The 13946-nt window shown below is 67.5% G+C and carries 12 protein-coding genes; 4 read left to right on the top strand and 8 right to left on the bottom strand.

Features of this window, described 5'->3' with window-relative positions; translation table 11 throughout:
- Positions 1-198: 198 nt before the first annotated feature.
- Positions 199-651, bottom strand: a complete 453-nt coding sequence (locus tag J9314_RS18165; RefSeq protein WP_181275157.1) for a MaoC family dehydratase — start codon at positions 649-651, stop codon at positions 199-201.
- Positions 652-902: 251 nt separating this feature from the next.
- Between J9314_RS18165 and J9314_RS18160 the strand changes: the two genes are divergently transcribed.
- Positions 903-1442: a DUF1990 domain-containing protein gene (locus J9314_RS18160; protein WP_210603685.1), complete on the top strand. Its 540-nt coding sequence runs from the start codon at positions 903-905 to the stop codon at positions 1440-1442.
- Between the two features lie 159 nt (positions 1443-1601).
- Here J9314_RS18160 and J9314_RS18155 read toward each other — a convergent pair whose 3' ends face one another.
- From J9314_RS18155 to J9314_RS18140, 4 genes are all read right to left on the bottom strand, one after another.
- The gene (locus J9314_RS18155) at positions 1602-2717 is read right to left on the bottom strand and encodes a M15 family metallopeptidase (protein WP_210603684.1); all 1116 of its coding nucleotides are present in this window, start codon (positions 2715-2717) and stop codon (positions 1602-1604) included.
- A 151-nt stretch (positions 2718-2868) separates the two neighbouring features.
- Complete coding sequence (locus tag J9314_RS18150; protein ID WP_210603683.1) at positions 2869-4155, bottom strand: sensor histidine kinase; 1287 nt, start codon at positions 4153-4155, stop codon at positions 2869-2871.
- 4 nt (positions 4156-4159) lie between these two features.
- Positions 4160-5134: a response regulator transcription factor gene (locus J9314_RS18145; RefSeq protein ID WP_210603682.1), complete on the bottom strand. Its 975-nt coding sequence runs from the start codon at positions 5132-5134 to the stop codon at positions 4160-4162.
- On the bottom strand, positions 5134-5901 hold the full coding sequence (locus tag J9314_RS18140) for a hypothetical protein (RefSeq protein WP_246490495.1): 768 nt from the start codon (positions 5899-5901) through the stop codon (positions 5134-5136). The genes J9314_RS18145 and J9314_RS18140 overlap by 1 nt, the downstream gene beginning before the upstream one ends.
- Before the next feature lie 373 nt (positions 5902-6274).
- Here J9314_RS18140 and J9314_RS18135 point away from each other — a divergent pair, with 373 nt between their 5' ends.
- Positions 6275-6556, top strand: a complete 282-nt coding sequence (locus tag J9314_RS18135; RefSeq protein ID WP_210603681.1) for a hypothetical protein — start codon at positions 6275-6277, stop codon at positions 6554-6556.
- A gap of 312 nt (positions 6557-6868) precedes the next feature.
- On the opposite strand, the gene J9314_RS18130 is transcribed toward J9314_RS18135, so the two are convergent.
- From J9314_RS18130 to J9314_RS18120, 3 genes are all read right to left on the bottom strand, one after another.
- Positions 6869-9226 carry a heavy metal translocating P-type ATPase gene (locus J9314_RS18130; protein WP_210603680.1) on the bottom strand — a complete coding sequence of 786 codons (2358 nt, stop codon included), beginning with the start codon at positions 9224-9226 and terminating at the stop codon, positions 6869-6871.
- On the bottom strand, positions 9226-9438 hold the full coding sequence (locus tag J9314_RS18125) for a heavy-metal-associated domain-containing protein (protein WP_210603679.1): 213 nt from the start codon (positions 9436-9438) through the stop codon (positions 9226-9228). Before J9314_RS18125 ends, J9314_RS18130 begins: the two co-directional genes overlap by 1 nt.
- An 81-nt stretch (positions 9439-9519) precedes the next feature.
- On the bottom strand, positions 9520-9813 hold the full coding sequence (locus J9314_RS18120) for a metal-sensitive transcriptional regulator (protein ID WP_210603678.1): 294 nt from the start codon (positions 9811-9813) through the stop codon (positions 9520-9522).
- A gap of 114 nt (positions 9814-9927) precedes the next feature.
- Here J9314_RS18120 and J9314_RS18115 point away from each other — a divergent pair, with 114 nt between their 5' ends.
- Positions 9928-11850, top strand: a complete 1923-nt coding sequence (locus J9314_RS18115) for a 2Fe-2S iron-sulfur cluster-binding protein (RefSeq protein ID WP_210603677.1) — start codon at positions 9928-9930, stop codon at positions 11848-11850.
- A gap of 42 nt (positions 11851-11892) precedes the next feature.
- A complete protein-coding gene (locus J9314_RS19360) occupies positions 11893-13887 on the top strand; it encodes a sensor histidine kinase (protein WP_210603676.1) in 1995 nt (664 codons plus the stop codon).
- Positions 13888-13946: the final 59 nt, after the last annotated feature.

Below are 13946 nucleotides of genomic sequence, written 5' to 3'. Positions count from 1 at the left end.
AGCGAGAGATAAGTGGGTTCAGATTGTCCAAATAGAGCCGGAAAATGGCAATCTGAACCCACTTATCGTGCGGGCGGGCGCTCCGGCCCTGCAGGCGTGCGGCTCAACGTGAGAGGAAGGCTTCTGCCGAGGGCGCGCGGTGCCGCCGTGGTGCGCGGAGAGTGCGGGGCGGCGCCGGTCCACCCCGCGTCGTAAGTCTCACTCGACGAGGAGGGTGACCACCTCGGCGATGCAGGCGGGGCGCTCCTGGCCCTCGATCTCGATCGTGTGCTTGAGGACGACCTGGGTGCCCTTGTCACCGCGGCTGACCTCGTTGACCTCGACCCGGCCGCGCAGGCGTGAGCCGACGACGACGGGCTGAAGGAAGCGGACCTTGTTCAGCCCGTAGTTGACGCGGATGGACACGCCTTCGATCGTGAAGATCTCGGACGAGAACTTCGGGACGAGAGCTAGGGTGAAGAATCCGTGGACGATCGTCGCTCCATAGGGGCCCTCGGCCGCGCGGGCCTCGTCGACGTGGATCCACTGGTGGTCGTCGGTGACGTCGGCGAAGGTGTTGATGGCATCCTGGTCCATCGTCGTCCACTCGGAAGTGCCGAGTTCCTGACCGATGAGCGATTCGATCTCGTCGATGCCGTTGATGGTGCGCATGAGGGTCCTCCTTGACTGAGCGGACAATCGATTGAAAAGCGTCCTCCCCAGCATCATACGTGGCCGAGCGTTCAGTGCCACCGGGTCGTCCGGACTGTGAGTCGACCGTGGGGACAGTTGAGACTGTGAGTCGATTGCAGGGGCCGCCGAGGCTGTGAGGCGACCGCGGAGGCAGCCGAGGCTGTGCGTCGGAGCCGGTCGCTGGGCTGTCGAGACTGTGGGCTGGTCGCGGGTCAGGATAGGTTGGAGGAATGGCCGAACCCGAGTACGACCGTCCCGATACGCTCACCGATCCCCTCTCGCCGAGGTGGCTGGAGCGTCCCGACGGCTACCGGCACTTCGAATCCGCGTACTTCGTCGGACGCGGGAAGGAGACCTTCGAGCGCTGCGCCGAGGAGCTCCTCCATTGGGAGGTCAAGACCCGCAGCGGCTTCGAGATCGCGCTCGGTGCGGGCGATGGGGCCGACGGGCAGAGGCCACCGCGAGTCGAGGCGGGACAGGAGCCGACGATCCGAGTCAGGCTCGGCCCCTTTCGGCTGCCCGAACCCTCCCGCGTCATCGACGTCATCGAGACCGAGGACCGGCGTGGCTTCACCTACGGCACGAAGCCCGGGCATCCGATCACCGGCGAGGAGTCGTTCATTCTCATCCGCACGCGCGACGATCGGGTGTTCCTCGTTCTGCGGTCTGTCTCACGCGCGGGTGCAGGCATCTGGCGTTTGGGCGAACCCTTCGTCCGGCTTGCTCAGGTGGTCTATCGTCGGCGTTACGGTCGCGCACTGCGTCGATGATGACGACGGGTGACGATCGTGCGAATCGTCGCTGAGATCAGCAGCCAGAGAGGCGAGGCCGGTCCGCGCTGAGATCAGCGGTGTGAGACAGGGGATCTGGATCCCGTGCTCGCTTCGGCATGGAGCCCGTGCTCGGACCCGGGATCAGGACGGCGCGGCTCAGTTGCCCTTGATCGACTTCCGGGCCGGCGTGTACTCCCAGTGCCACGGCTCGTACTTGGAGGACTTCGCCCAGTCTGGATTCTCCCACCCGTATTCGTCACCGTGTTCGACCAGCCAGCTCCAGGCTCCGGTCTTCGATGCGACTCCGCCGCCGAGGTCGAGGGCGATGCCCCAGCCGTGCAACGAGGTTCCCGGCTTGGCGGCCAGTCCCGGTTTGCGGCCTGCGACGGAGAGCTGACCGTCCAGGTCACGGTAGGAGTCGGTGATCTCGAACTCCTTGCCGGTGTCCTTCTTGTAGGCGGCGTTCATCTTCGCGAAGGAGACAGCAGCGTCCGCGCGGAGCTGGTGGTCTTCCTTGCCCAGATCGCAGAGCCATTCGTCGGGCAGTTCGCCGTTGCCGACGGACTTGTCGAAGTCCTGCTTCTCGTCGCAGCCGGGCAGCGCGCTCTTCTTGATCGCACGGCTGGCCGCCTCGACGTTCTTCTGCTTCGCGCTCGGCGCGCCGATCTCGATCGAGGACTTGCCCTTCGAGTCGTCGACCTGAGCGTCGACCTTCTCCGGGCTGATGGCTGCGGATTCGCCGGCGGCCGTGGGGTCGGTCTTGACTTCGGCCCCACCGCCGAGGTTGTTGATGAGCACCGTCGCCGCGGTTGCGGCTCCGGCCACGGAGACGGCGGCCAGTGTCGATACAGTGCGCAGCCTCTGCTTGCGCACGGACTTGAGGAGGACACCGTCGGATCCGCGGGCTCCGGCATCGCCGGCGCGGACCTTGCGGGAACCTGCGGTGCCGAGGGATCCGAAAGTCGAGGACGACCGCGGCTCGGCGGCCTCCTTGGCCATGGCGGTACGTCGCGGCGAGGGTGTTTCCGCGCGAGCCTCGGCGGCCATTGCGGCGCGGCGCGGGGAGAAGGGAGCGGCAGCCGGCGCTTCGGGAGCGGCGGCGGGAGAAGAGATGTCGCGTTCGGTGTCAGTGGAGGGCGCAGTTGCGGGGGCGACCGGCGTCGCACCGCTGCGGTCCGAAGTGCGATGGCGTGAGAACAGGGACGAGGACCGTCGCCTGTGCAGATCCCGTCGACGCACTGGTGCTTCCGCGTTCGAGGATGACTCTGACATAACTCTCCGTGTGTGCCGCTGACTCGTCGAGGCTGCCGGACGTCCCGACTGCTTCAACACAACATCACAAAATTGTAACGGTCATATTTACAAACTGTCATATTTAAGTGATGAGACACACGTCGAGGCGGGGAGGGCCACCTCGGCGAGGTTATTCTGTTTTGCTCTCCATGTACTGCGTGAGGGCGCGATCCTGGGCGTCTTCGTCGGGGAAGATCGCCTCGGTGCGGGCGCCGCCGGTGACGGGATCATTGCTGAAGACCAGCGTGATGCCGAGCAGGCGGGCCTGGCCCTGGGCGATGACGAGGCCGAGGCCCATGCCTCCTCCGCCGGCGGAGACGAAGCGGGTCGGTCCGGTGTTGACGATGTCGGGCGGGTAGCCGGAGCCGGAGTCGGTGACGATGATGCTGCGGGTGCTCGTCTCCAGGCGGATCGGGTCGCCGCCGTGCTTGATGGCGTTGACGAGCAGGTTCGAGATGATGCGTTCGAAGCGGCGGACATCGGTGACCAGGGTCGAGTTGAGGGCCGCCATGTGCGTGTCGATCGTGTGCCCGGCCAGGGCACCGGAGGCCTCCATCGTGCCCAGCAGCGACCGGATCGCCTGGTCGACGTCGACGCGGGTGAACTCGGGGTTGGCCCGTCCCGCGTCGAGGCGGGAGACCTCGAGGAGGTCCTCAACGAGGATCTGCATGCGCTGGACGCGGTCCTTGACGAGTTCGGCCGGGCGGGAGTCCTCTTCGAGCAGATTCGCCGCGTTGACCAGGCCGGTCAGCGGGGTGCGCATCTCGTGGGCGAGGTCGGCGGTGAAGCGCTGCTCGGAGTCGATGCGCTCGGTCAGCCTGGCCACGGCCGTGTCCACCGCGGTGGCGAACGCCCAGACCTCTTGGTCGGATTCGTCGATGACGTCGGCGATGCGCGTCGACGTGTCACCGCCGGCGATCTTGCGGGCGGCCTGCGCGCCCAGGGTCAGCCGCCGGGAGATGCGCCCGGCGACGATCGAGCCGACGCCGCCGACGACGAGCGCCGAACCGATCATGCCCACCAGCAGCGCCTGGTCGATGCGGCCGATGAGCTCCTGACTGTCCTTCGTCGAGGCCCGCACGGAGATCACCTGGGTGTACTTGCCGACCTCGATGGGAGCGGCAGCCCACACGATCTCCTCGCCGTCGACCTTGGACCGGATCGTCACGGACTGGCCCTTGAGCGCCGAAGCACGCGCATCCTTGGGCAGCTGCGGGTCGTCGATGCGGGCGTTGAGAGTGAGCACGCCGGTTTCGGAGAAGATGTTGGTCGCGTTCGTCAGCTGTTCGGTCACCGTCGAGCGCATCCGATCGTCCTCGGCCCGGGCCGCGGACTGGCGGAGCACGATCGAGCACGAGAGGACGGCGATGATCACCGAGGCGACGATGAGGAGTGAGATCTTCCAACGCAGCGACATGCGATCAGCCTGCGAAGCGGTATCCGAATCCGCGCACGGTCTCGATCATGCTCGCCCCGATCTTCTTCCGCAGGCGCTGGATGTGGACGTCGACGACGCGGGAGTCACCGGCCCATTCGTATCCCCAGACCGTGAATGCGATCTTCTCACGGGAGTACACGTGTTCGGGCTGTTCGGTCAGGAGCAGGAGGACACGCAGCTCGGTCGGAGTGAGGTGAACCTCTTCGCCGTCGATCTCGACGGTCAGACGCCCGGTGTCGAGGACGAGTGAGCCCAGCCGGGTGCGGAACGGACCGAGTCCGTCGTCGGCGGACCCGGGCTGCACAGCTCCCGGCTGCACGGACGGGGCCCCGTTCGGACGCGGAGGAACGCCGGCATCACCGCCGATGGCCTCCTCCTCGTCGGCCTCTGGGCCGGTGGTGAATTTCCCACCCGCGCCGAGGTAGGTGTCATCGGATTCGAGCTGCGCTCGCAGTCGGTCCCTCGTGTCCATCCCGGGGCTGGCACCGAGGACCTCGGGGATGCCGTCACCGGTGACCATGCCGCCGGGGCCGATCACGGTCTCGTGCTCATCGGCCGCCTCGGGGGCGGGGGAGTAGCCGAGCTTGTCGGTGCCGGTGGTGATGAAGCGGCGGACGACGGCGCGGATACGGGCGTTGAGCACCTGCATGTCGAAGGGTTTGGTCAGGTAGTCGTCGGCCCCGGCCTCGAGAGCCTGGACGATGTCGATGGCGTCGGAGCGGGCGGAGATGATGATGATCGGGATCGTCGAGCGTTCGCGCACGGCACGGCAGATGGAGGCGCCGTTCATCGTCGGCAGCATGAGGTCGAGGAGGAGGACGTCGGCGCCGTTGGCGGAGACGAATTCGTACCCCTCGCGGCCGTCGGCGAATGCCGAGACCGTGTAATCGAAGCGTTCGAGCCCGATCTGGGTCGTTTCGCGGATGACCTCGTCATCTTCAACCAGAACAATATGCATTACGTTTCTCCATTAAGCCGCGTGAGGCGTTGACCCGGTTCAAACCTACCGTCATGCAGGCGAAAGACCTGCACCGACCACCCCGACGGGCAGCAGGCATCGTCCCCATCGGCGAACATCGCCTCCTGCACGACCACTGTGCCCCTCTTGCCGGGGCTGAGCGTGAGCTGGTTGCCTGTGGCGATGAGTTCGAGGCGAGGCTCTCCGTCGTGCTTGCTGATCACTGCACCGGCGATGGTCTCGTCCATCTGCTTCGGATTGGCCACCGTGACGAGCTGGAACTTCTTCTTGCCGTTGAGGAACGGGGTGGAGAATTTCAGGCACTTGTCACAGTCATCGACGACCTTCGCCGTCTCAGGGGCGCTCCCGGCCACCGCGACTCCCGAGGAGTCGACGATGAGTTCGCGGATCTCCTTGAGGGAGAACGGTGCGTCCGGCGGGCCGGAGTTCTTCTTGTCGGGTGCGAAGAGAGACGGCGAGGGGTGGGCTTCGGGGGAGACCTTGAGACCGCGGTCGGGTCCGCAGGCCGTGACGGTGAAGACCATGACGGCGATGAGCAGGACGGTCGCGAAGGTCCGCAGCGCGGCGGGCGGGTGAGTGGCGGCGCGGGGGTTGCGGATGCGGGAGTGAGCAGTGGTGACGCTGGGTCGGGTGGTGACGATAGTGGGGTGGGCGGTGCCGGCGCGCTGTTCGCGACCAGGCGGGGCCTGGCCGGTGAGAATTGGGCGCAACGCCTCCCCGGAGGCGTGTCGAGAGGGGATGGACACACACTCATTTTTGCCTGTTCGGGGCGAGTAGTCCACCCGATGAGCTGTGCAGGCGAGTCGGATCGCACCGGTATGACCTGCGGTCGGGCGGTGTTCGCGAGTCTCAAGGCGACTTGGTGCCACCTCGGCGAGGGCGCCAGGTCGGGGATGGCCGAGGGTGTGGCGGGGCGGCGGTCGGAAGAAGGAGCGGCGAGACGGGGACGCGTTCCGGATCGGTTCGGGGTGGGCCGCCTCGGCGAAGTTGCTGGGGCGGGGTCGACGACTCGTCCGGGCCGCCTCGGCGGACGTGGAGGGGCGGGGATGGACCGGGTGGCGGCGATGATCTCGGCCACGGAATGGGACTGTTCTCAGGTGGGATCGGTAGGATGGAGGCATGGCGCCAACGAACACCCCGAAGAAGAAGTCCTCAGGCGGCAAGCCCACGAGCACCGTGTCGTACAAGGACGCGATCAAGGTCGGCGTCGTCTGCGCAATCGTGACCCTCATCCTCGCGCTCATCGTGACCCGCGCATGGCAGGACGGACGCGCCTTCGGCAACGCCTTCATCTACGCGGGCGCGGCCTTCGTCATCGTGTCAGCCTTCGCGAGCTTCCTCAACTGGGTGATGCGCAAGGACACGCAGAACAAGGACCAGTCCTTCCCGGTCCTGCGGTAAAGCCCGCACCCTCCCACACCCGGGTCCTCCCAGGCGCGCGACCGCTCCTCGGGCCCGGTTCCACCAGGCGTCTCCGTTCCCCGGGCCGTCCCATCCACGTGATTTTCGAGGGAAGGGAATGTCGGTTTCGGTAGCGAAATCCAACATTCCCTTCCCTCGAAATTCTTATCCGAGTGGACGGTGGGTCCGTCCTGAGTCCGTGCATTCCCGGCTCAGTCCGGCTCGGCTCAACCGGCTCAGTCCGGCCGGCCCGGCGCTGCCCGGTCCAGGCTTACTCGGCCCGGCCCGGGCCTGCGTCTGCCATCAGCGACCTCAGCGGAACCGGAGGAGGCGGAGGCTGTTGAGGATGACGAACACCGATGAGAACGCCATCGCGGCCCCGGCGATCATCGGATTGAGCAGGCCGAAGGCCGCGAGCGGAATCGCAGCCGTGTTGTAGGCGAAGGCCCAGAACAGATTGCCCTTGATGAGCCCGAGCGTTCTGCGCGAGAGCCGAATCGCCTGCGGGATCTGCCGTGGATCAGACTTCACCATCGTGATGTCCGAGGCCGCCATCGCCGCATCCGTGCCCGAACCCATCGCGATGCCGAGGTCGGCTCCGGCCAGGGCCGCGGCATCATTGATGCCGTCGCCGACCATCGCCACGGCCCGACCCCGCTGCTGGAGTTCGGCGATCACGGACACCTTGCCTTCGGGGCGGACATCGGCGCGCACCTCGTCGATGCCGAGCGACTCGGCGACCACCTCGGCGGCTTGGGCGTTGTCCCCGGTCAGCAGCACGGTGTCGAGTCCGAGCGAATGCAGCTCGGCGATCGCTTCCGCCGCGGACGGCTTGGCCTCGTCGGCGACGAAGCTCAGCCCCCGGAACTCGCCGTCGATCGCCAGCGCGATGATCGTGGCTCCGCGCGGAACCGACTCGGCCGCGTAGTCGACCGTGATGCCGCGCTCACGCAGCAGGTCCGGACGACCGGCGAGCACCTCGGCGCCGTCGATCGTCGCACGCAGTCCGCCGCCGGGAATGTTCTCGAAGTCGGTGAGCGACGCTCCAATGTCGAGATCCGCGGACGCACTGCGATCTGCGGACGCACTGAGATCCGCGGCAGCCGCATCGACGATCGCGCGGGCGATGGGATGTTCGCTGCGTGACTCCAGCTGCGCCAGCGTCGCGAAGTCACGTGCCGAGAGTTCGGAACCGGTCAGGCTCATCACGCCGGTGGTCAGGGTTCCGGTCTTGTCGAGCACGACGGTGTCGATCGAACGCGTCGACTCGAGCGCCTCCGGCCCGGACACGAGGATGCCCAACTGGGATCCGCGCCCCGAGGACACGGCCAGCGCAGTCGGCGTCGCCAGTCCCAGCGCACACGGGCAGGCGATGATGAGGACCGTGAGCGCAGCATGCAGGCCCATCGCCCACTCGCCGGTGGTCAGCCCCCAGATCAGCAGCGTGAGCACGGCGATGCCGAAGACGATCGGCACGAACACGGCCGAGATCCGATCGGCCAGACGCTGCACCGCCGGCTTCCCGGTCTGGGCGCGGCTGACGAGGTCGGCCATGGCCGCGAGCGTCGTGTCCGCACCCACCCGGGAGGCTCTGACCTCAAGGACTCCCGACGTGTTGATCGTGGCACCGGTGACGCTGTCGCCCGGGGCGACCTCGACGGGCACGGATTCGCCGGTGAGCATCGACTCGTCGACGGCCGAATGGCCGTTCTGCACCTCACCGTCGGTGGCGATCTTCTCTCCCGGACGGACGAGGAAGACATCCCCGACGCGGAGCTGGTCGATCGGCACCTCCACCTCGGTGCGGGAACTGCGTGCGCTCGCCTCGGCACCGGGGCCGCTCGCGCTCGCCTCGGCACCGGGATTGCCCGCGCTTGCCGCCGGAACCGCTCCGTTCGAGTCCCCGTCCGGCGAGTCAGAAGTGCCGGCCGCGCGCAACACCGTCGCGGATTTCGCGCCGAGATCGAGCAGCGCCTTGAGCGCGGCCGTCGCCCGGGTCTTCGCGCGATCCTCGGTGAGCTTGCCGATGAGCAGGAACACCGTGATCGCCGCGGCGGCTTCGAACCACACGTGATAGTGACCGGGTACGTTCCAGCCGTAGCCCTCGGCCAGTGCGCGGCCGAGCGTGACATAGGAGTAGCCGCTGGCGACGATGATGCCGACGCTGACCAGCGTGTCCATCGTCGTCGACCCGCCGCGCGCGGCCTTGAACGCCGCCGTATGGAACGGCCAGGCGCCCCACGTGACCACTGGCAGGGCGAGGATGGCGGCGATCCATTGCCAACCGGCGAAGTGCCATCCCATGACCATAGAGATCGCGACGATCGGCACGGCCAGAATGAGCGAACCGATGAAGCGCGGACGCAGGTGGCGGGGATCGTAGTCGACGATCTCCGGCCCGGAATCATCCGAACCGTCGGACTCACCCGAATCCCCGGAACCTTCCGAGCCCCCGGCCGGTCCGCGGACCGTCGCCCCGTATCCCGCCTTCGCGACGGCGGCGGTGATCTCGTCGTCGTGGAGATCGGAGTCGATGACCACGTGCGCGGTCTCCAGCGGCAGGTTGACCTCCGCGGTGACCCCGCCGAGGCGGGAGAGCTTCTTCTCGATCCGCGCCGAGCAGGACGCACAGGTCATTCCCGTGATGTCGAGTTCGACCTCGCGCGGCATCACTTCACCTCGTAGCCGGCCTCGTCGACAGCGGCACGGATCGCCGCATCATCGAGTTCGGCCGCCGAGGTGATCGTCACCGGGGACTCGCCCCCGGGGTTGAGATCGACGGCGACGTCGGTGACGCCGTCCAGCGCGCCGAGTTCTTCCTTCACCGCGGCTTCGCAGTGTCCGCAGGTCATGCCCGAAACGGTGATGGTCGTGGTGGTCATTGTGTGTACTCCATTCAGCGATGAGGTGCCCGATCTCAGCCAAGTCAGCTTGAGTCCCAGGGGAGGTCAGCTCCGGCTGGCTCAGCTCTTGATGAGGCGGGCGATGGCGGCTGATGCCTCCTCGATTTTCTTCCGCGCGGCTTCGTCGTCGCCGGATGAGGCGGCGTCGACCACGCAGTGAGCGATGTGCTCTTCGAGGAGGTTGATGGAGACCGCGTGCAGCGCGGCTGTCGCGGCGGAGACCTGGGTGAGGATGTCGATGCAGTACTTGTCGTCATCGATCATCTTCCCGATGCCGCGGACCTGACCTTCGATCCGCTTCATCCTCCGCGCGAGAGCGTCCTTCTGCGGGGTGTATCCATGATACTCAGTCATGATGACACCGTATACCCCTATAGGGTATGAATCAAGGGAGTCCCGCGCCGAGGCGGCTGTGCGTTTGGTCTCACCATGACTCCCGCGTGCGCGCCGACTCCTACAATCGGAGGTATGCGTGTTGCCAGCCTGTTCCGCTTCCCGGTCAAGGGATTCCCCGCCGAGGAGCTCACCGCGGCCCGCGTCGTCAAGGACCGCGGAATCCGCGGTGACCGCGTCGCCGCGTTCACAAACGGCAGCCTCGACATCCCCGACGACACCTGGCATTCGTACTCCGCCTTCACGGTGCTGAAGAACGACACCGACCTGCAGAGATGGCAGGTGTCTGTTTCTCTCGCCGAGGCTGCCGAGTCCGAATCGACGACCGATCCCGCCCAGCCGGGTGGGGCTTCTCTCGCCCACGTGGCCGAGTCCGATTCGACGACCGATCCCGCCCAGCGGGGCGGGGTCTCTCTCGCCGAGGCTGCCGGCCCCGAGGCCGCGACCGTGACGCTGACCGATCCGCACGGAGAGTCGACGACCTTCGACACGGACGATCGGGAGGGCAGGGCCGCCTCGGCGGAATTCCTGTCCGAACGGATACCCCCTCAGGGTGACTTCCCGCGGGTGCTGGCGGCCGCGGACCAAGGGATGTTCGACTCGCAGAAGTCGGGGATCTCGATCATCAACCCGGCCACGGTCGCCGCGATCGCCGACACCGATGAGGGCCGTGCGGCGCTCGGCCTCACTGATTCTGCTGCGCACGGCCCCGCCGGCCTCGACCCTCTGCGCTTCCGCGGGAACGTCCTCGTCGAGGGCCTCGAACCATTCGAGGAGTTCGCGCTCATCGGGCAGGTCATCCGCCTCGGCGGGGTGAGACTCGCGATCCGCTCGACGATCGAACGCTGCCCGGCGACCACCGTCAACCCGACCACCACCGAGGTCGACGTCAACGTCCCACGACTCCTCAACTCCGCCTGCGGGCACCTGCACTGCGGAATCTACGGGCAGATCCTCGACACCGGGGGCGTCGCCGTCGGTGACGAGATCACCGTCGAAGGCCCGGCCCCGCGCGAACTGGTCAAGGTCGCACGCACACCGCGGTTCATGACCGTGACGGGCAAACGGCAGATCTGCAACGACATCGTCGAGGTGGCCCTGCGCGACGACCTCGGCTGGATCCGCGAATTCGACGAGCCGGGCACCAATCTGCGTGTCCATCTCGACCTCGGCGCCCCGTTCTGGCGGACCTACACGATCACCGACGTCGACGAGGACATCGTCCGCATCGCCGTGCGCACCCAGGGCAAGGGCTCCCGTGCCGTGGCCGCACTCGAGGCCGGGCAATCCGTCCTCACCTCCGGACCGCACGGAACGATGACCTCCTCCCGCGTCTTCGGCGGCACGACGGCGCTGGTCACCGCCGGAATCGGCATCACCCCGAGCCTCGGGCTGCTGCGCGGCGACGGCTTGGCAGACCTACCCGCCACCGATCGGATCCGCCTCTTCCACGTCGACCGCGACCACCGCACCGCCTGCCTGTGGAACCGCCTGCAGGACCGCGCCCACGCCGGACCCGTGCCCGTCGAGACACATCACCGTGACACCGCGACCGCCGGACGGCCGAGCCACCGCGAGCTCGTCGACTGGGTCGCCGGATGTGACAACGTCATGGTCTGCGGGCCCCGCGACTTCACCGCGGCCGTGTTGGCCGCCGCCGACGAGGCGGGGGTCCCGGCCGTCCACCAGGAAACCTTCGCGTCTCCGAACACGGGCATGAGCGAAGTCATCGCCGGATGCTCGCCCGCCCAGGTGACGCTCGAGAACTCGGGGACGAGCTTCATCTGGGAGCCCAAGGAGGGCACCCTGCTCGAGTCCCTCGAGGCGCGCGGATTCCGTTCGCCGAGTTCATGTCGCGGCGGTTCGTGCGGCACCTGCGCGGTGTCCCTGGCGGCAGGGTCGGTGCTCTACCCGGTCGAGCCGGCCGCCCGGATCGATGACGACGAGGTGCTCGTGTGCTCGGCGGTGCCCGCCGGACCGATCAGCCTGGCCCTGTAGAACCCCGGCCGAGGGCCGGTGAGCGGTGGCACAATGGGACGCATGCCCAAGGAGAAGCGAACCGTGCTGTCGAAGGGATTCGCCGGATCGGCGGGTGTCGCGAGCCGGTGGTTCCGCCTCGGCGTGGCCGGCCGGATCATGTTCGGCAACTCGGTCATGCTCGTGGGCATCATGGTGCTCACGACGAGTCTCCTCTACATCCAGCTCTCCCAGCTGAACACGAAGCGGGAACAGGACCTGCTGCGATCGGCGGCGGACAACATGTCGATGTCGCTGGGCCTCGTGGGCACCGGCGAGGCCGGCAACGACGACTTCCTCGACGCCGAGTCCCGGGCCGATGTCGGGACCATGCTGGGCAATGTCATCAGCCAGTACGGCTTCGACGTCGCCGCTGTCGTACCCATAGACTACCTGCTCACTCCGCCGACCCTCGGCTCGCCGGATCGGCAGCAGGCGCTCGAGGACAAGATCGCCTCGGCGAACTCCGGCAAGATCCCCGAGGATTCGATCGACCAGCTCGCCCAGTCCGTCGATGAGGATGCGATCAAGGACGGCCGTTCGAGCGTGCGATTCATCGACGACGGCGGTCCCGGTGACGGCACCATGTACGTCATCACCCCCGTCCACGCCGAACACGTCGGTGCCGACGAGGTGGGGCCCGACACCGTGGTCGGCGCCGTCATCGTCGGGGCCTCCGCCGATACGGTCCGGGAGGGCTTTCTGCCCCAGGGCCAATGGCTCATCGGCATCGCCGTGCTCACCCTCGTCCTCGGGATCGGCTCGTCGTGGGTGACCTCCCGCGGTCTGCGGCGGGTCACCGGCGACTACGGCGCCGAGGAGCTCAAGAGCATGCTCGACTTCTACTCCTCGGTGCTCAAGGCAGTCTCCGAAGGTCTCCTGCTGGTCGATCGGTCACGCGGAATCGTGCTCATCAATGCCGATGCCCGCGAACTGCTCGGCCTGCCCGCGGGGGAGGGGGCGGCGAGCTCGGATGCGTCCGGCGCGGCGGATGGCGTCCCGGAGGGCGGGGCCGGCGCGGCGGGAGATCCCGGCCCGGCAGGCCACGCACCCCCGGCGAGGGACGCAGCCCCGGCGGGGGACGCGAACCCGGCCCCCACCTCGGCGGCGGAGATGCCCTTGGACGAACTCGACCTGCCCGAGGAACTCCACGATCTGCTCGCCTCCGGGCGGTGGGCCCGCGACGAGATCCACTACACGGACGCTCGGGTGCTCGTGGTCAACCAGCAGCCGACCGACGCAGCCAGCGACACCTGGGTCGTAACCATGCGCGACCATACGGAACTGGCCGAGCTCTCCGGCGAACTCGTCTCCGTCCGTTCGTTCTCGGACTCCCTGCGCGCCCAGACCCACGAATACGCGAACCGGCTGCACATGGTCGTGTCCCTGCTCGAAACGGGGCACGTCGATGAGGCCATCGACTTCGCGGCCAAGGACATCGACGATCTCAACCGGGTCAACGGGGACGGATCGATGACCTTCGACCACCCCGTCCTCTCCGCCCTGCTGCTGTCGAAGATCGCCCAAGCCGCCGAGGTGGGCATCGAGATGACGGTCGACACCGCGGATCTCACGGGCAACCTCGGCGGGGACGACCGGGATCTCGCGACGATCCTGGGCAACCTCATCGACAATGCTTTCGACGCACTGAGCAGGCAGGACGTGCTGTCCGAGGACAAGCGCGTGCATGTGCACCTGTCCGGTTCGGGCGGTCCCGGCGGATTCACGATCGAGGTCAGCGACGACGGGCCGGGCATCGACGAGGAGCACCTCGATGCGATCTTCGAACGCGGCTGGTCGACCAAACACGACGGCGTCGAGACCGACCAGGGACTCGGCCGTCAGCAGACGGGAACCCGCGGAGTCGGGCTGTCGCTGGTGGTGCAGGCGATCCGCCGCCTCGGCGGGGCCGTCGACGTGCAGGGCCGCGGTGAGGAGTGCGACCGGTTCAAGGGCGCGGTGCTCACGGTGTGGCTGCCGGATGCCAACGTCGGTGCGGGCGGAGTCCACGGAGAATGATGTCTCGAGGAACCGGTGCGGGCGGTGTGCCCAGGCTGGAACACAAACCGCCGCCGCGG

Origin of the sequence: Brevibacterium oceani (genome assembly GCF_017948325.1) — a bacterium.
Classification (GTDB): Bacteria; Actinomycetota; Actinomycetes; order Actinomycetales; family Brevibacteriaceae; genus Brevibacterium; species Brevibacterium oceani.
The sequence above is the reverse complement of the archived record's forward strand: the minus strand, read 5'-3'. Positions and strand labels throughout refer to the sequence as shown.